Here is a 17427-nt window from a genome sequence, read left to right on the forward strand (position 1 = left end):
ACTCAGCCCTTATTCGGTGATGGTTTACGTGGGCCATTGCGCGTACGGCGTGGGCCGCGACGTGTAGCGGGCTTCTCGCCATTGGATGGTTTGTCACCAGAGGCTTTGGCACCACCTGTTTTGGCACCAGCTCCCCCTTCCCCACCGCGACTCTTACGCGGCTGACGGCGCGGGCGTGGCTTTTCATCATTCAGACCGAAGTCAATCTTACGGTCATCCATATCGACACGCGCGACCTGAACGGTAAGACCATCGCCTAAGCGGTAGGTCGTGCCGGTGCGCTCGCCTTTAAGGCGGTGCTTCTCAGCCTCGTAATGGTAGTAGTCCGAGGGCAGCGACGTGACATGCACCAGGCCTTCCACATAGAACTCATCAAGGCGTACAAACAGACCAAACTGAGTGACCGAAGCAATGGTGCCTTCGAACGTCTCGCCGAGCTTGTCGGACATAAACTCGCACTTCAGCCAGCTCTCTACATCACGGGTGGCCTCGTCGGCACGACGCTCAGTCATTGAGCAGTGTTCACCCAGCTCAAGCATCTGCTCGAAGGTATACGGACACCACTTGCTTGGTGGCTCAACTGGCGCACCCTCGACGCGAAGCACCGTATTGGTCTGACGCGGACCGCGGATCACCGAACGAATGGCGCGGTGCACTAGCAGGTCAGGGTAGCGACGAATCGGCGAGGTAAAGTGGGCGTAGGCCTGGTAGGCCAAACCAAAGTGACCTTCGTTTTGCGGTGAGTAGACCGCCTGATTCATCGAGCGCAGCATAACCGTCTGGATAATATCGAAATCAGGGCGGTCGGCAATCGTCTCGCGTAGCGCCTGATAATCCTGCGGAGTGGGCATATCGCCACCGCCAACCGCAAGGCCTAGCTCATTCAAGAACAGACGCAGCTTATCAAGCCGCTCAGGTGTCGGCCGCTCGTGAATACGGTATAGCGCCGGCAGGTCATGCTTATCCAGGAAGCGCGCGGTCGCCACGTTGGCTGCCAGCATGCACTCTTCAATTAACTTGTGCGCATTGTTACGGCTACGCGGAACGATTTTTTCGATTTTGCGCTCATCGTTAAAGATGATCGCCGTTTCAGTGGTATCAAAATCGATCGCGCCACGTTCAGCCCGCGCTTCGCGCAACAAGTAGTAAAGCTCTTCCAGATTTTTCAGCGGTTTAACTAGCTCGCTGTGCTCTGTGCGTAGCGCCTCGCCCTCTTCGCTCTTCTCGTCGAGAATCGCGGCTACCTTGTTATAGGTAAGGCGAGCATGGGAATTCATCACGGCTTCGTAGAAGCGGTAGCGGCTAATCGCACCGGTTTGCGAAATATTCATCTCGCACACCAGCACCAGGCGATCCACATGGGGGTTCAGCGAACAGAGCCCGTTAGACAGCAGCTCCGGCAGCATGGGGACGACTTGGCCTGGGAAATAGACGGAGTTGCCCCGAGTGCGCCCTTCATTATCCAACGGCGTGCCCGGGCGGACGTAGTGGGAAACATCCGCGATGGCGACGAGCAGCTTCCAACTACCCGATTTGGTTTTCCAGGCACACACCGCATCGTCAAAGTCTTTTGCAGACTCATCATCGATAGTGACCAGCGGTACATCCCGCAGATCGACGCGGTTTTGCTTATCCTCTTCCAGCACTTCTGCTGAAATACCGGCGATCTGATCGAGCACTTCAGGCGGAAACTCTGCAGGAATATCGTAACTGCGAATCGCAATATCAATTTCCATACCGGGGTCCATACGCTCGCCCAGCACTTCAACCACTTCGCCCACCGGCTGCACACGGGTGGCCGGCTGCTGGACGATCTTAGCTGAGATCACCTGGCCATCTTTAGCGCCACCGCAAGCACTATGGGGAATAATCACTTCCTGAGTGATACGCGGATTTTCCGGGATCAGAATGCCAAACTCGGGGGTATTGCTGCGGTAAACGCCGACGATGGTCTGCGTGTTGCGAGCTATAACGTCGGCGATGGTCGCCTCATCACGGCCACGCCGATCACGCCCGCTAATGCGCGCCAGCACATGGTCACCGTGAAAAACGCGGCGCATTTGGCGCGGAGGTAACACCAGGTCTGGCTTTTTGCCATCATCGCGCAGCAGAAAACCAAAGCCGTCGCGGTGCCCGAGCACCTTACCTTTGACCAGGTCGAGCTTGTCGATCAGCGCGTAGGCGCCTCGACGGTCACGCAGCACTTGGCCGTCGCGTTCCATTGCCGCCAAACGGCGCCTAACAGCTTCTATAAGGTCTTCGTCTTCCAGCCCCAGCATGCGGCTCATATTTTCGTGGGTGATCGGCTTGCCATAGCTTTCTAACGCAGCAAGCAGATACTCCCGACTCGGTGCTGGGTTGCCATATTTATGCGCCTCGCGCTCGGCGTGCGGATCATCACTTAACGTCCAATACTTCATGCGATCAACATCCTTAATGGCGTCATTTGCGAGAGGCATAAAAAAGGCGCAAACGAGGTACGTTGCGGGCTGGATATTTCAACGCTTGATAGGCTGAAATGAATAGGGTTTTGTTTAGTCATGGGCGCAGTATAGCGCTGCACGTTCAATCACCCAACCGTCTTAGGCGTTGTTTATACATTTTGCTTTATAAAAAGCGCATGCGAGGTCTTGCATTTAACCATCACCCCGGTATTATACGCGCCAATTGCCCAGATGGCGGAATTGGTAGACGCGCTAGCTTCAGGTGCTAGTGTCCTTATGGACGTGGAGGTTCAAGTCCTCTTCTGGGCACCAAACTGTTTTTATACTATCTATTTGTATAAGCAGTACGGTGCAGGCAGTTAAGGTTTGTGTTCGCCCAGGTGGCGGAATTGGTAGACGCGCTAGCTTCAGGTGCTAGTGTCTGTATGGACGTGGAGGTTCAAGTCCTCTCCTGGGCACCATACGAACACAAACGGCAAGTGGTTAAAGTCAGAGTTTATCGACTACGCTTCAAATGATGCGCCCAGGTGGCGGAATTGGTAGACGCGCTAGCTTCAGGTGCTAGTGTCCGTATGGACGTGGAGGTTCAAGTCCTCTCCTGGGCACCATGACTTACATGGGCCAGTCCGCATCATTATTATCTCCCCTACTGTAAACCTGTCCGCACTATCCCCCTTTTAGTAGTATTCCCGGTTTATTGATATCGCCCTGGGCGTTTTGCCACTTCTTCAAGCGCCCAACCTTGTAAACGTAATTCACCTTCTAATACAGACTCTACTTCCGTTGCTAGTTCTGGGAAGAAGTTAAGCCCTGTGCGCGCTTCAATCTCATCGATGGTCACTAAATAGTCATCAAGCGGCTCATTGCCGCGCACGTCCTGCGGCATAATAAACGCCAGCGCTAACGGCACTTCACTATGCGGCGCGACAATAATCTTATAAAACGCCTCGGGCACTTCGACCATTCCTACCCGGTTGAACACATTATCCATAAAGCGTTCTGGAAAAACGGGGCCAGTAATCACCTGTAAGCGATCAAAACGCGGCGCAAAGTGATCCATGACTGTTTCTTCCAACCGCTGCCAGAGCTGTCGGTTCAGGTTGGGCCGCTGCGGGGTCATATTGCTCATAAGGAAGGTGTCGACCTGGGCACTACGCCCATGTACGGCGGCGATCGCATAGTTGGGCGCTAAATGGCCTCGGTCATAGCCGCTACCCGCGTAGCTATCAGTGCCTACAGGCCATAGCATGCGCCAATCGGCTTGAAAATTAGGCCGCGAACCAATTCTCGAATCGTCTACTGCTTCTACCTGATAGCTTACCCATAGCGGATTAACCCGCACATCGGACCAGCCCACTAAGTAGCCATCATTACGCAGCACCCGGTGCATCGTAGTAGGGCGAAACCCTTCCCATGTAGGAACCCCCATCCAGGTGTAGGCATCTTTATGCTGACGCTCCTGAAACTCCCATAGCCCTGTCCCAACAACAACAAACAGCACGGCAATGCCTAATCGTCGACCCTGCCGACGCCAGCTCGAAAGCGATATTCCCAACACTCTTACTCCATGGCTAACGCTTACCAGCGCCTATCGTTTTATGTCATTTTTATAATGAATATAACTACCGCAACGGCGGCATTAGCTGTTCAGACTACCAGCCTAGTGAAAACATCGTTTCTAGATCATGGCGGGAGTGAACCTGCATGGCATTTAGGGTTTCCGTATCGCTAACACCTTCCACGGCGTTTAAGCGCTCGGTCACAAGCTCAGCCAGGCTTTCAAAATCGCGAGTACGCGCGATCGCCACCAGGTCGTAGCGGCCACAGGTCGAGTAAACCTCACTAATGCCCTCCACACCGGCCAGCCGCTCGGCCACAGCCTTGACCTGCCCTTTGTCGGTATTGATTAAAATGACTGCGTTTTGCATGGCGCGCCCCCTAAGAGAAAGTGGTCATAAACAGAAGTGTCTAAGCAGCGCAGAGTATAGCAGCGACGAGTCAGCGAACGCAGCACCCGGCGACAGCGTGACCAATTGTCGCTATACCGACTAGGGCATTCGCACAACCCTTGTACATCCGCTAGCATGTAGTTGAAGAGCAAGATTTAGAAACGTAGCAAGTTGAAAAATGTAGCAGAGAGCTCCAGCTTAGATGATTATGCGGAGCACAAAGAGGTGGATAACCACCCGGTAAACGTGACCAAACGTCAGACCGTGACGATAAGGAGAAATCATGGCTAATAAGAGCCGTCGTGACTTTATGCGCAACAGCATGTTGGGCCTTGCGGCCCTTCCACTGGGAGCTGGCATTCTTTCTAAAACAGCTTTCGCCCAAGAGCTGCCGCGCCTTGATCCTTCCGCAAGCAATGCCCAAGCACTTAACTACGTAGAAGATGCCAGTGAAGCCAGCGATCACCCGGCCTATGAAGAGGGCGAACGCTGCGATAACTGCATGTTCTGGATAGCAGATAAAGAAGGCTGTCAGCTATTCCCGGAGAACAGCGTTGAGCCCGCTGGCTGGTGCCAATCCTGGACCGCTCAAGCTTAAGCGTTTAAAACTGCTAGCCGTACAAGCACCTCTACCCCGCCTAATGTGCGGGGTAGTTTTGTTTAAGACACGCTAGCGGCTAAGAGGTCGGGCTCTCGTCCTCTACCGGCCAGTGAAACCGCCGCGTTACCCGCCCCTCTTCCAAAGAGACAAGATGTACGGGAAACCCCCACAGCTGCTGCAAATGGCGAATGACCGGATAAACGCTGCGTCCTAATGGACGGCGGCTATCCTGCACGTGATGAAGCGTTAAAGAACGATCCCCGCGAATAGACGCTTCGACCACTTGGATATTGGGTTCCCGGACAGAGAGCGCGTACTGGGTGGCAAGCGCTTCTCGAACCTGACGGTAGCCCTGTTCGTTATGAATGGCAGCGACTTCCAGATTCTCCATCTGATCGTCATCCACCACCAAAAACAGCTTATGATCACGCATCACCTTCGGCGATAAAAACTGCTGAATAAACGACTCATCCTTAAAGTTGCGCATCGCAAACTCCAACGTTTCCCGCCACGGGGTGCCCGCTATATCAGGAAACCACTCTTGATCCTCATCGGTGGGAGCTTCACAGACCCGCTTAATATCCATAAAGATGGCAAAGCCAAGTGCATAGGGATTAATCCCACTGAAATGAGGATTATCAAATGCTGGCTGGTTAATGACCGCCGCATGGGACTGCAAAAACTCCAGCATTAACCCCTCATCGACATTGCCATCGTCGTAGAGCCTATTCATCAGTGTGTAGTGCCAAAAACACGCCCAGCCCTCATTCATTACCTGGGTTTGCCGCTGGGGATAAAAATACTGCGCCAGCTTGCGTACAATCCGCACGATTTCACGCTGCCAAGGCGCCAGCAGCGGAGCATTTTTTTCAATAAAGTAAAGCAGGTTCTCTTGAGGCTCCGGAGGGTAGTGGCCGCCGCTGTGTAAGCCCAACGGGTCATCATCGGCATGCAGGCTACCCGCCGCCAGCGGTGAATCGCTGATAGGTGCCTCTGGAATAGTACGCCAGAGCATATTGACCTGGGTTTGCAGGTAGCTCTCACGCTCCTCCTGGCGCTTTGCTTCCTCTTCGGCTGAGATCGGCGAGGGCCGCTTGTAACGGTCTACACCGTAGTTTTGTAGCGCATGGCAAGCATCCAGTAACTGCTCAACGGCCTGCACGCCGTGACGCTCTTCACACTGGGCGATATATTTGCGCGCAAACACCAGGTAATCGACGATTGATGAGGCGTCGGTCCAGGTACGGAACAGGTAGTTACCTTTAAAAAAGGAGTTGTGACCGTAGCAGGCGTGAGCCATCACCAACACCTGCATCATCAGCGTGTTCTCCTCCATTAGGTAGGCAATGCAGGGGTCAGAATTGATCACCAGTTCATAGGCCAGCCCCATCTGGCCGCGCTTGTACGCCTGCTCCACGGCTAGAAACTGCTTACCGAACGACCAGTGATGATAGCCCACCGGCATGCCCACACTGGCGTAAGCATCCATCATCTGTTCGGTAGTGATGACTTCTATCTGATTGGGATAGGTATCCAGCCGATACTCATCGGCGAGCCTGGCCAGCTCCGCTTCAAAACGCTCCAGCACACTGAAGTTCCAATCGGAGCCGGTAGCAATCGGCTTACGCTTGCGGGTCGCACTCATAGCCCACTCCTCTACACGCGGTCACTAACCTGTATATAAGGTCACTGGGACTGGCTTAAGCGACGCTTAAACAGTTCACGAAAGACCGGATAAATATCGCCCGCCTCCACGATTTGGCGCATGGCAAAGCGCTCGGGGAACTCTTTCACCACACTTTCGTATTCATGCCACAGTGACTGATGGTCGTGAGGCGTGATCTCAACGTAGGCGTAGTATTGCAGCTGCGGCATTAGCTGTTTGATCAGTAAGTCGCGGCAAATATTCGAGTCATCGTCCCAGTTGTCGCCATCGGAAGCCTGGGCCACATACAGATTCCATTGACCAACGGGATAACGCTTTTCGATGATTTTATTCACCAGGTTCAACGCACTGGAAACAATCGTACCGCCGGTTTCCCGCGAGTAGAAAAACTCCTCTTCGCTGACTTCCCGGGCGGCCGTATGGTGGCGCACAAAAACCAGCTCGACTTTCTCGTAGTGCTTCTCTAAGAACAGATAGAGCAGCAGGAAAAACCGCTTGGCGATGTCTTTGTGGTTTTGGGTCATCGAACCGGAGACATCCATGACGCAAAACATCACAGCTTGATTGGAGGGCTGCGGCTGTGCGCTTAGCTGGTGGTAGCGCAGGTCGTAAGTATCAATAAACGGCACGCCCTCAATACGCTTCTCCAGGCGCTCAATTTCGGCTTTCAGCTCGGCAATGCGGGTTGGGTTACGCAGTACGGTGTCCTTGCGCTCTTCAGCCTCCAGCGCTTCCAGCGCCTCTTTTAGCGCCCGTTTAATCGGCGCGCGCATAGCAATCCGCCGGGCATAGGCTTCGCGCATCGAACGGGTAATGCTTATCCGCGACGGTACACCGTCCCGGGAGAGCCCTGCCCGCACCATTTTGACCTCTTCCAGCGACTTCAACGGCTTGCGCTGCAAATGAGGCAGCTCTAAGCCATCAAACACAAACTCCAAAAACTCCTCGCGGCTCAGCGTAAAGGCGAACTCATCGACGCCTTCCCCCTGGTTCGAAGCACCGCCCTCGCCTGCGCCGCTGCCGCCCCCCTGCCCGCTGGGGCGGCGGATCTTATCACCGGCGACAAACTCTTTATTCCCGGGTGAAACGATATTACGCGCCCCACCCGGACCATGCTGGAAGACCGGTTCGGAGATATCCTTCGCCGGAATCGAGACTTTTTCACCGCGCTCCATATCGGTAATTGAACGGCGGTTAACGGCCTCTTCAACCGAACGCTTGATATGCTTACGGTAGCGCTCCAAAAAGCGCTGGCGGTTTACCGCGCTTTTATGTTTCGCGTTTGGCCTTCGATCAATAAAGTAGGTCATACGACCTCCTTAGACACCCATCCTAAGCACGCCACCCGTTACTGGGACTTGCGCACGCGCAGATACCACTCGGATAGCAACCGCACCTGCTTTTCGGTGTAGCCGCGATCGACCATTCGCGCCACAAAGTCTTCGTGCTTTTTCTGATCCGACCGGGAAGCCTTGGCATTGAACGAAATCACCGGCAACAGCTCTTCGGTATTGGCGAACATTTTGTGTTCAATAACGCCTTTAAGCTTTTCATAGGACTGCCAGCTCGGGTTCATACCGTTGTTTTGCGCCCGCGCCCGCAGCACAAAATTGACCACCTCGTGGCGGAAGTCTTTGGGGTTTGAGATGCCCGCTGGCTTTTCGATTTTCTCCAGCTCTTCGTTAAGCGACTGACGGTTTAGCAGCTCGCCGGTTTCGTGATCACGGTACTCCTGATCCTGAATCCAGAAATCAGCATAAGTCACGTAGCGGTCAAAGATGTTTTGGCCGTACTCGCTATAGGATTCGAGGTAAGCGGTCTGTATCTCCTTACCAATAAAGTCCACGTAGCGGGGCGCCATATACTCTTTGATAAAGCCCAAGTAGCGCTCAAACACTTCCGACGGCAGCTGTTCCCGCTCCAACGCCTGCTCCAACACATACAACAAATGCACAGGGTTGGCGGCCACCTCGGTGCTGTCGAAGTTAAATACCTTGGAGAGAATCTTGAACGCAAAGCGGGTGGAGAGGCCCTGCATGCCCTCGTCCACGCCTGCGGCGTCGCGGTACTCCTGAATCGACTTGGCGCGGGGGTCGGTGTCTTTCAGATTTTCACCGTCGTAGACGCGCATTTTCGAGTAGATATTGGAGTTTTCCGGCGCTTTTAGCCGTGACAGTACCGAGAATTGGGCCAGCATGCGCAGTGTATCCGGGGCGCAGGGCGCAGCGTTAAGCGACGAGTCCTCGAGCAGCTTTTGATAGATTTTGATCTCTTCGGTAACCCGCAGGCAATAAGGCACTTTGACGATATAGACCCGGTCAAGGAACGCTTCATTGTTGCGGTTATTGCGGAACGCCTGCCACTCCGACTCGTTGGAGTGAGCCAGAATCACGCCATCAAAGGGAATCGCCCCCATGCCTTCGGTGGGGTTGTAGTTGCCCTCTTGCGTCGCGGTAAGCAGTGGATGCAGCACCTTGATCGGCGCTTTGAACATCTCCACAAACTCCATCAGCCCCTGGTTGGCACGGCATAAACCGCCGGAGAAGCTGTAGGCATCCGGATCATCCTGGGAATAGAGCTCCAGTTGGCGAATATCGACTTTACCCACCAGCGACGAAATATCCTGGTTGTTCTCATCCCCCGGCTCGGTTTTGGAAATAGCGATCTGGTTAAGCCGTGATGGGTACAAACGCACTACCCGGAACTGGGAGATATCGCCGCCGTACTCTTTCAGTCGCTTCGCCGCCCAGGGCGACATCACACTGCGCAAATAACGCTGTGGAATACCGTACTCTTTCTCAAGCAGTTCGCCGTCCTCTTCGGGCGAGAACAGGCCAAGCGGCGACTCGTAGACCGGCGAGCCCTTAATGGCGTAGAACGGAATTCGCTCCATCAGCAGCTTAAGTCGCTCAGCCAGCGACGATTTACCACCGCCCACAGGGCCAAGCAGGTAGAGAATCTGTTTGCGCTCTTCAAGCCCTTGGGCCGCATGGCGGAAGTAGGAGACAATTTGCTCAATGGCCTCCTCCATGCCGTGAAACTCGGCAAAGGCTGGATAGCGACGAATCACTTTATTGGAAAAAATACGTGATAGACGCGGGTCTTTCGCCGTGTCGATCACTTCAGGCTCGCCTATGGCTTCCAGCATGCGCTCCGCGGCGCTGGCATAAACCTTCGGATCACGGCGACAAAGCGCCAAGTACTCCTCCAGGCTTATGTCCTCTTGCTGAACGCGGGAAAAACGGTCTTGAACGTGATCAAAGATGCTCATGGAACTCTCCTGTGGCCCATCCCCAGGCAGTCACCGTCAAGCCAAGTGTTTCGCAACGGCGTGCCAAACGAGGTGTCGCTTTTTTTAGCGTAGTCAGCATTAGCAAAAAGTGATGACTAAAACCTTCAACGCAGCAGCGATATAGATAAGAGAATTATTCATACGAATAGTTGCGTTAATCTGGGCATCTCAAATAAACGCAAAGGGCCAAAGCAGTGACGCCGCTGCGCTATGCAGCGGCGTCGCTAGGTCGAAGGTGCCAAACAGCGGCAAAAAGCAGAGAACTAGCGCCTTTAACGCTCAAGTACCGCGCGCATATCGGCTAATAAAGCATCTAACAGTTCAACGGTGGTGTTCCAGGCACAAACGAAACGAGCGCCACCGGCGCCAATAAAGGTATAGAAGGTCCAGCCTCTGGCTTTCAACGCTTCAATAGCCGGGGGCGGTAATTCAACGAACACGCTATTGGCCTGGGTAGGGAACATAAGCGATACGCCGGGTAGCGCCTGCAGCCCTTCCGATAGGTAGCGCGCCATCTCGTTGGCGTGCTGGGCATTGGTTAACCAGGCGCCGCTTTCTAGTAGCCCTAACCACGGGGCAGATACAAAGCGCATTTTAGACGCGAGCTGCCCCGCCTGCTTGCAGCGGTAGGAAAAGTCTTCGGCTAATTCACGGTTAAAGAACAGGATCGCTTCGCCAAACGCTAAGCCGTTTTTGGTACCCGAAAAACATAGTGCGTCCACGCCGACCTGCCAGGTAAGTTCGGCCGGGGTGGCATTTAGGCTGGCGCAAGCGTTGGCAAAGCGGGCGCCGTCCATGTGCAGGCGCAGGTCATGTTTATCGGCAATGGCGCGAATCGCCATGAGCTCTTCGCGGGAGTAGAGCGTGCCCACTTCGGTGGCTTGCGTGAGCGACACCACTTTCGGTTTTGGATAGTGAATATCGCTGCGCTTGGTTACCAGCGCCTCGATGCCTTCTGGTGTAAGCTTGCCGTCGGCACCCGGTGAGGTCAGCAGCTTTGCACCGTTAGAGAAGAACTCGGGACCACCGCATTCGTCGGTTTCGATATGCGCCAGCTCGTGGCAAATAACGCTGTGGTAGCTGCGTCCCATTGCAGAGAGCGCCAGTGAGTTGGCGGCGGTGCCGTTGAAAACGAAGAAGACATCGCAGTCGTAGTCAAACATCTCGCGAAAGCGATCCGCGGCGCGGGCTGTCCAGAGATCGTTACCGTAAGCCAAATCATCGCAACGATTGGCTTCTAGCAGATATTCCATCGCCTCCGGGCAGATACCGGAGGTGTTATCACTGGCTAAAAAACGCGGGCTACACTCCGAGGTCATGACGACAGTCCTTTTATCTGGCGATCAAACGGCGCAAGCTGGGTGCCACTCGCGCCTTTAATATCTAGCTATTCTTAATAGCTAGATTAGTCATTTAGTCTATCGCCATTTATGGGCTAACGTCACCCGCGCTTTTAAGCGCTTACTTATCAACCTGTCCGTGTGCTCTTTTTTACAAACCCGCCGCTAATCGAGTGCCCTGCTCAATTGCCCTCTTGGCATCCAGCTCACTGGCTTCATCCGCGCCGCCGATTATATGTACCGCCGCCCGCGCGCGCTCCAGCGGGGCCAGCAGATCACGCACCGACTCTTGCCCGGCGCACACCACCACGCTATCCACGGCGAGCACTTGGTCAACGCCATCGCGGCGAATATGCAGCCCCTCGTCGTCAATTTTCAGGTATTCGCAGCCGGTGAGGGTTTTCACCCCCCGCTGCTTAAGCGATGCGCGGTGAACCCAGCCGGTGGTTTTCCCCAGGTACTTGCCGGGCTTGGAGGTTTTACGCTGGAGCATGACAATTTCGCGGGGAACCGCGGGCGCCGTCGGCGCTTTTAAACCGCCCCGCTCGCCGACTGCCAAATCAACCCCCCACTCGTCGCACCACGCGGCAATGTCCAACGCTGGGTGGCCTTGGTGGGCCAGCAGTTCGGAGACATCAAAACCTATACCTCCCGCGCCAATCACCGCCACTTTACGTCCAACGCGCTCTGGGGATTCAATCGCTTCGGCGTAGCTCAGCACCTTGCCGTGATCGTAACCGGGCAGACTTAGCTCGCGGGGCTGAACGCCGGTGGCCATGACCACCTCATCGAAGTCGGCAAGGGTTTCTTCAGTCGCGGTGGTGTTCAAACGCACCTCTACCGCATATTTTTCCAGCATCACCCGGTAGTAGCGCAGGGTTTCGTTAAACTCCTCTTTACCGGGAATCTTACGCGCGTAGTTAAACTGCCCACCCAGCTCGCTGCGCTGCTCAAACAGCACCACGCTATGCCCACGACTGGCCGCCGTCACTGCGGTTGCCAACCCGGCCGGCCCACCGCCCACTACGGCGACGCGTTTAGGGGTTTGTGCGGGCTCTATCACCAGCTCGGTTTCATGACAGGCACGGGGGTTGACCAAACAGGAGGTCAGCTTTCCGGCAAAGGTGTGATCCAAGCAGGCCTGATTACAGGCAATGCAGGTATTGATCTCTTCCGCCAAGCCTTCTTCGGCTTTGCGAATCCAAGCAGGATCGGCCAGGAAAGGCCGCGCCATGGAGACCATATCCGCATGGCCCGCCGCCAGTACGCGCTCGGCTACCTCAGGCATATTGATACGGTTTGTGGTAATCAGCGGGATCGACAGCGCTGATTTGATCCGCCGGGTCACCTCGGTAAAGGCGGCGCGGGGCACGCTGGTCACAATGGTGGGAACCCGCGCTTCGTGCCAACCAATACCGGTGTTGATCACGTTCGCCCCGGCGGCTTCGATAGCCTGCCCCAGCGTGACGACCTCCTCCCAGGTGCTGCCCTCTTCGACCAGGTCAATCATCGAGAGGCGGAAGATAATCACAAAACGTTCACCCACCGCTGCGCGAACACGGCGCACAATCTCGACGGCAAAGCGCATACGGTTTTCAAACGCCCCGCCCCACTCATCATCACGCTGGTTGGTACGCTGGCAGATAAACTGATTGATCAGGTAACCTTCTGATCCCATGATCTCAACGCCATCGTAACCCGCCTGCTGGGCTAAGCTTGCGCAGCGAACGTAGTCGGCAATTTGCTGCTCAACTTCATCGCTAGCGAGTGCCCGGGGCATAAAGGGGTTAATCGGCGCCTGAATAGCCGAAGGCGCTACCAACTCCGGCGAATAGGCGTAGCGTCCGGCGTGAAGAATTTGCATACACAGATGACCGCCCTCAGCATGCACCGCGTCTACCACTTGGCGGTGCTCTGGCAGTTGTGCCTCATCAACGAGCGCGTGAGCGCCCTGGAATACGGCGCCTTCGGCATTGGGGGCAATCCCGCCGGTGACGATCAGGCTAACCCCTTCCCGCGCCCGCTCGGCATAGAAGGCAGCTAAACGTTCAAAGCCATTGGGCGCCTCTTCCAAGTTGGTATGCATCGAGCCCATCAAAACGCGGTTGGGCAGCGTTAAATGGCCAATGGTCAACGGGCGGAAAAGATGCGGATAGGCGGGCGCAGGGGTCATCACGGTACTCCTTGGTATTATTAGTAACACTGTCAAAACACATTCAAACAAGCGTATGACATACTTGCCGCAACGTACAGACCTTTACCTATCTGAATATTGCTAGGTTTGCCGGTCTGCCTCTTGCCCAGCGTGCGAATCCGCGTCACATTAACCGGCTGACGATAAGGAACCGTTGCTATGCCCTTGATGTATTTTTTGCCGCCGCTCGCCACCGTGCTTATCTGGTCGGGCAATATGACCATTAATCAGCTTAGCGTAGGCGCCATCGCACCCAGCAGCATCGCTTTTCTACGCTGGCTGCTCGCCCTCGCCGTGATGACCCCGTTTGTGCTGCCTGCAGCGTTACGCCACCGTGACGAAATCCGCCGCCAGTGGCCTAAATTGGCGCTGCTAGGGCTACTGGGCATGGGTCTATGGCAAGGGCTGGCCTATGTGGCGGCAGAGACAACGACCGCTACCAACATGGGCATTCTCGCCGCCATGGTGCCGTTGCTAACGGTACTGCTTAGCGCGCTGATTCTACGCGAGCCGCCGACCGTGGGTGGCATCGTGGGCGGTGTGCTGGCCTTCGTGGGGGTGACCGTTCTACTAGGGCGCGGTAATCCGCTCTCGCTGCTACAGCTAGAGGTTGCCCTCGGTGATGCGCTGATGGTGGTAGCCGCCACTTGCTACGCGCTATATGGAGTGATGCTCAAGCGCTGGTCGATGAATTTACCGCCCTGGGTGATGCTCTACGCACAAGTCTGTTTTGCGGTGCTGCTGTTGTTACCGCCTTATTTGATGGGGCCAATGACGCCTATTGATGGCCAGAATATCGGGCTGATTGTCTACGCGGGCATTCCCGCCTCCGTCATTACGACCTTTTTATGGATGCGCGCGGTGCGCCAGATCGGTGCTAATCAATCGAGCATTTTCATCAACTTAATGCCGCTATTTAGCGCGTTAATTGCGATGGCCTTCTTGGGAGAACAAGTGGCGGGGTTCCACTTTACCGGTGGGCTGCTGATTCTGGCTGGGGTCATTATGGCGCAAACGCTGACACGCCCGTTAACACGGGTTTTAACTTCGGATAAGCCGAGCAGCGCCCGATAATGCTAGAATGGCCGTCGATTTCTAACGCTGGGAAGCCCTGATATGTCCCTGGAAGAACTGCATCTTAATCTGCGCAACCTAATGAGCGATGACTACGATCAGCTCAAGGCATTGATGGACGCCGTCTATCACGATATTGGCGGAGCATGGCCGAAGCGCACCATCGACAAACTAATCCAGGAATTTCCCGACGGCCAAATCGCCATTGAAGACGATGGCCTTCTGGTGGGTGTAGCACTCACCGTTCAGGTGGATTACGACGAATTCTCCAACCCGCATAAGTACGATGACCTGATCGGCCATCGTGAGATCATCCTCAACGACGAGGATGGCGACGCTATGTACGGGCTGGATGTGCTGATTCACCCGGATTACCGCGGTTATCGCCTGGGCCGCCGCCTTTACGAAGCGCGTAAAGAGCTGTGCCGCTCCATGAACCTGCGGGCGATTCTAGCCGGTGGACGTATTCCTGAGTACCACCAGCACGCCGATGAGCTCACCCCGGCCCAATACATTGATAAAGTATCGCGTAAAGAGATCTACGATCCGATTCTCTCTTTTCAGCAAGCCAATGACTTTCAGGTAAAGCGCCTTTTGCGCAAATACCTACCGGAAGATGAGCAGTCGCGTGGCTACGCCACCCTGTTGGAGTGGAACAACATTCTGTTTGAGCCCGCTGCCAGCGTACTCGACAACAAACCGACCCAAGTGCGGGTGGGCGCGGTGCAGTGGCAGATGCGTGAATTTTCATCGGTGGAAGCCGCGCTTCAGCAGATCGAATATTTCGTAGATGCGCTCTCCGACTACCAGAGTGACTTTGCCGTTTTCCCAGAGCTGTTCAACGCGCCGCTGATGGGCCTCCAGGACCGCGCCGCCCAGCAGGATCAAATGGGCGCGATTCGCTTTTTGGCCGGTTTTACCGAGCGCTTTAAGTCTGAACTCTCGCGTATGGCGGTCTCCTACAACATCAATATTGTCGGCGGCTCGATGATTGAAGTGGGTGACGATGACCGACTCTACAACATCGCCTACCTGTTCCACCGCGACGGCACCGTTGAGCGCCAGGCCAAGCTGCACATTACCCCTCAAGAACGCCGCGATTGGGTGATTGAGGGCGGTGACGAGCTACAGGTGTTTGATACCGATGCTGGCCGCGTGGGTATCTTGATTTGCTACGACGTGGAGTTTCCGGAACTTGGCCGCCTGCTGGCCGACCAGGATATGGACATTCTGTTTGTACCCTTCTGGACCGACACCAAAAACGGTTACCTGCGCGTGCGCCATTGCAGTCAGGCGCGAGCGATCGAAAACGAGTGCTACGTAGTGCTCTGCGGCAGCGTCGGCAACCTGCCCTCGATTGAAAACCTGGATATCCAGTACGCCCAATCAGCGGTGTTCTCACCGTCTGACTTCGCGTTCCCCCACGATGCGGTACTGGCGGAAACCACGCCTAACACCGAGATGATCTTCTTCTCGGACTTGGATCTCACCCGCCTAACGGTGGTACGTGCCGAAGGTTCGGTAACCAACCTTAAAGACCGCCGCAAGGATCTGTTTGATCTACGCTGGCGCGACTGGTCGTGGAAATCCGGTGCCAATCTGGAAGATTGAAGTGTGAGATGTAAAGCAAATTAACAACGCCGCCCAATTGGGCGGCGTTGTTGTGTTCGCGTCAGATTCCGCTAATGTCATTGTGACCGAAGCGTTAATGTCATTGCGAGCGAAGCGAAGCAATCTCAGGGTTATGGCCACCTCTGCCTAGATTGCGTCGTCGCGGGCTCCTCGCAATGACAGCAGCTTAATCAGGCCAGACGAGGTGCGCGGGCACGCGGCCTTTGGCGTCGAATAGGATACCTTCATCACGCAACTTGCGATGCTGGCGCTCGGCGCCACCGTGATCGGCAAGTTTCAACGACGATGCAATCACGCGATGCCAAGGCAACTGGTGGCCATCCGGCAGGTGGCGCATCGCCGAACCTACCATGCGTGGGGTGGCGCCTTCGGTCATGGCGGCAATTCGGCCATAGGTCGTCACCCGGCCCGGCGGAATTTGATCGACAATGGTGTAGATCTGTTCGAGTAATTCCGGCCGAGCCATATGACTATCCTTTTATTTCTGGAGGGCGCTTCTGAATGTGCTTAAAGCCCCTCAACCAGTTGATCGATCGCCTGGAAAGCTTCTTTAAGGGCAGCGTCGCGCTGCTGCTCGCCCATATTCAAGCCTTCAGCATAGACCAAGTGAGTATCTTTAATTCCCATCAGACCCAGCATGGTTTTCAGGTGGGGCGTCTGGCTATCCATTTCGGTGCCTGCGTACTGACCACCGCGCGCTGCCAGAATAATCGCGCGCTTGCCCTCTACCAAGCCTTGCGGGCCGTTTTCGGTATAGCGGAACGTTTCTCCGGCACGCAGTACACGGTCAAACCACGCCTTCAGCTGTGAAGGAATACCCAGGTTGTACATCGGCACCGCAATCACCAGCACATCATTGGCGCGCAGCTCAGCCAGCAGTTCGTCCGAGCGCGCGGCTAACGCCTGCTGCTCAGCGGTACGCTCTGCGGCCGCCACTTGCCAGGCGCCCAGCTCGTTGATATCCAGGTGAGGCAGCGAGTTTTTCACCACATCACGCTGGGTAACGTCGATATCGTTGCGGGCGCTCGCCTGCTCGATAAAGCGATTAGCCAGCGCATTGGATTGGCCGTTTTCAGCCAGAATAGAAGAGGTAATAACTAGGGCACGGGTCGTCATTGAAAGCACCAAAATGGTATAGGGAAGGATTGCAGGCTATTCTACGGCGCTTTCCGATAAGCAAAAGCGCAACGTTTTCCGACTTGTATTCGATTAAATCGAATCAAATTGGGAATAAC

General features: G+C 55.2%; 13 protein-coding genes and 3 tRNA genes. 6 read left to right on the forward strand and 10 right to left on the reverse strand.

Annotation, left to right across the window (positions count from 1 at the left end; translation table 11 throughout):
• Nucleotides 1–2: 2 nt before the first annotated feature.
• Nucleotides 3–2420: a ribonuclease R gene (gene rnr / locus QHL1GM_RS06815; protein ID WP_071693788.1), complete on the reverse strand. Its 2418-nt coding sequence runs from the start codon at nt 2418–2420 to the stop codon at nt 3–5.
• Nucleotides 2421–2669: 249 nt separating this feature from the next.
• Between rnr and QHL1GM_RS06820 the strand changes: the two genes are divergently transcribed.
• The 3 genes from QHL1GM_RS06820 to QHL1GM_RS06830 all read left to right on the forward strand — a co-directional run bounded on the left by QHL1GM_RS06820 (nt 2670) and on the right by QHL1GM_RS06830 (nt 3052).
• Nucleotides 2670–2756: transfer RNA gene (locus tag QHL1GM_RS06820), tRNA-Leu, on the forward strand.
• A 62-nt stretch (nt 2757–2818) separates the two neighbouring features.
• Nucleotides 2819–2905: transfer RNA gene (locus QHL1GM_RS06825), tRNA-Leu, on the forward strand.
• Nucleotides 2906–2965: 60 nt separating this feature from the next.
• Nucleotides 2966–3052, forward strand: a tRNA-Leu gene (locus tag QHL1GM_RS06830).
• A gap of 86 nt (nt 3053–3138) precedes the next feature.
• Here QHL1GM_RS06830 and QHL1GM_RS06835 read toward each other — a convergent pair.
• A complete protein-coding gene (locus tag QHL1GM_RS06835; protein ID WP_071695937.1) occupies nt 3139–3999 on the reverse strand; it encodes a DNA/RNA non-specific endonuclease in 861 nt (286 codons plus the stop codon).
• A 97-nt stretch (nt 4000–4096) separates the two neighbouring features.
• A complete protein-coding gene (locus QHL1GM_RS06840; protein ID WP_071693789.1) occupies nt 4097–4372 on the reverse strand; it encodes an Lrp/AsnC family transcriptional regulator in 276 nt (91 codons plus the stop codon).
• Nucleotides 4373–4676: 304 nt separating this feature from the next.
• Between QHL1GM_RS06840 and QHL1GM_RS06845 the strand changes: the two genes are divergently transcribed.
• Complete coding sequence (locus QHL1GM_RS06845; RefSeq protein WP_071693790.1) at nt 4677–4991, forward strand: high-potential iron-sulfur protein; 315 nt, start codon at nt 4677–4679, stop codon at nt 4989–4991.
• Between the two features lie 79 nt (nt 4992–5070).
• On the opposite strand, the gene QHL1GM_RS06850 is transcribed toward QHL1GM_RS06845, so the two are convergent.
• From QHL1GM_RS06850 to QHL1GM_RS06870, 5 genes are all read right to left on the reverse strand, one after another.
• A complete protein-coding gene (locus QHL1GM_RS06850) occupies nt 5071–6639 on the reverse strand; it encodes a SpoVR family protein (RefSeq protein WP_071693791.1) in 1569 nt (522 codons plus the stop codon).
• Nucleotides 6640–6680: 41 nt separating this feature from the next.
• Nucleotides 6681–7970: a YeaH/YhbH family protein gene (locus tag QHL1GM_RS06855; RefSeq protein WP_071693792.1), complete on the reverse strand. Its 1290-nt coding sequence runs from the start codon at nt 7968–7970 to the stop codon at nt 6681–6683.
• Between the two features lie 38 nt (nt 7971–8008).
• A complete protein-coding gene (locus QHL1GM_RS06860; protein WP_071693793.1) occupies nt 8009–9931 on the reverse strand; it encodes a PrkA family serine protein kinase in 1923 nt (640 codons plus the stop codon).
• Between the two features lie 293 nt (nt 9932–10224).
• A complete protein-coding gene (locus QHL1GM_RS06865; RefSeq protein WP_071693794.1) occupies nt 10225–11271 on the reverse strand; it encodes a low specificity L-threonine aldolase in 1047 nt (348 codons plus the stop codon).
• 172 nt (nt 11272–11443) lie between these two features.
• The gene (locus QHL1GM_RS06870; protein ID WP_071693795.1) at nt 11444–13465 is read right to left on the reverse strand and encodes an NADPH-dependent 2,4-dienoyl-CoA reductase; all 2022 of its coding nucleotides are present in this window, start codon (nt 13463–13465) and stop codon (nt 11444–11446) included.
• Nucleotides 13466–13645: 180 nt separating this feature from the next.
• On the opposite strand from QHL1GM_RS06870, the gene QHL1GM_RS06875 reads away from it, so the two are divergent.
• Nucleotides 13646–14560, forward strand: coding sequence for a DMT family transporter (locus QHL1GM_RS06875; RefSeq protein ID WP_071693796.1), 915 nt, complete (start codon nt 13646–13648; stop codon nt 14558–14560).
• 42 nt (nt 14561–14602) lie between these two features.
• A complete protein-coding gene (locus QHL1GM_RS06880; RefSeq protein WP_027960135.1) occupies nt 14603–16171 on the forward strand; it encodes a bifunctional GNAT family N-acetyltransferase/carbon-nitrogen hydrolase family protein in 1569 nt (522 codons plus the stop codon).
• 187 nt (nt 16172–16358) lie between these two features.
• On the opposite strand, the gene QHL1GM_RS06885 is transcribed toward QHL1GM_RS06880, so the two are convergent.
• Nucleotides 16359–16658 (reverse strand): MGMT family protein, encoded by a 300-nt coding sequence (locus QHL1GM_RS06885; protein ID WP_007113353.1) that lies wholly within the window; start codon nt 16656–16658, stop codon nt 16359–16361.
• Between the two features lie 41 nt (nt 16659–16699).
• Complete coding sequence (locus QHL1GM_RS06890; protein WP_071693797.1) at nt 16700–17308, reverse strand: FMN-dependent NADH-azoreductase; 609 nt, start codon at nt 17306–17308, stop codon at nt 16700–16702.
• Nucleotides 17309–17427 lie beyond the last annotated feature (119 nt).

Source organism: Halomonas sp. QHL1, from assembly GCF_001882345.1.
Lineage (GTDB): Bacteria > Pseudomonadota > Gammaproteobacteria > Pseudomonadales > Halomonadaceae > Vreelandella.

Bases quoted from the DNA above. Each gene is read 5' to 3' on its own strand.
- rnr (WP_071693788.1), bottom strand. From the start codon at position 2,420: ATGAAGTATTGGACGTTAAGTGATGATCCGCACGCCGAGCGCGAGGCG.
- QHL1GM_RS06880 (WP_027960135.1), top strand. From the start codon at position 14,603: ATGTCCCTGGAAGAACTGCATCTTAATCTGCGCAACCTAATGAGCGAT.
- QHL1GM_RS06870 (WP_071693795.1), bottom strand. From the start codon at position 13,465: ATGACCCCTGCGCCCGCCTATCCGCATCTTTTCCGCCCGTTGACCATT.
- QHL1GM_RS06840 (WP_071693789.1), bottom strand. From the start codon at position 4,372: ATGCAAAACGCAGTCATTTTAATCAATACCGACAAAGGGCAGGTCAAG.
- QHL1GM_RS06850 (WP_071693791.1), bottom strand. From the start codon at position 6,639: ATGAGTGCGACCCGCAAGCGTAAGCCGATTGCTACCGGCTCCGATTGG.
- QHL1GM_RS06845 (WP_071693790.1), top strand. From the start codon at position 4,677: ATGGCTAATAAGAGCCGTCGTGACTTTATGCGCAACAGCATGTTGGGC.
- QHL1GM_RS06885 (WP_007113353.1), bottom strand. From the start codon at position 16,658: ATGGCTCGGCCGGAATTACTCGAACAGATCTACACCATTGTCGATCAA.
- QHL1GM_RS06875 (WP_071693796.1), top strand. From the start codon at position 13,646: ATGCCCTTGATGTATTTTTTGCCGCCGCTCGCCACCGTGCTTATCTGG.
- QHL1GM_RS06855 (WP_071693792.1), bottom strand. From the start codon at position 7,970: ATGACCTACTTTATTGATCGAAGGCCAAACGCGAAACATAAAAGCGCG.
- QHL1GM_RS06890 (WP_071693797.1), bottom strand. From the start codon at position 17,308: ATGACGACCCGTGCCCTAGTTATTACCTCTTCTATTCTGGCTGAAAAC.
- QHL1GM_RS06860 (WP_071693793.1), bottom strand. From the start codon at position 9,931: ATGAGCATCTTTGATCACGTTCAAGACCGTTTTTCCCGCGTTCAGCAA.
- QHL1GM_RS06865 (WP_071693794.1), bottom strand. From the start codon at position 11,271: ATGACCTCGGAGTGTAGCCCGCGTTTTTTAGCCAGTGATAACACCTCC.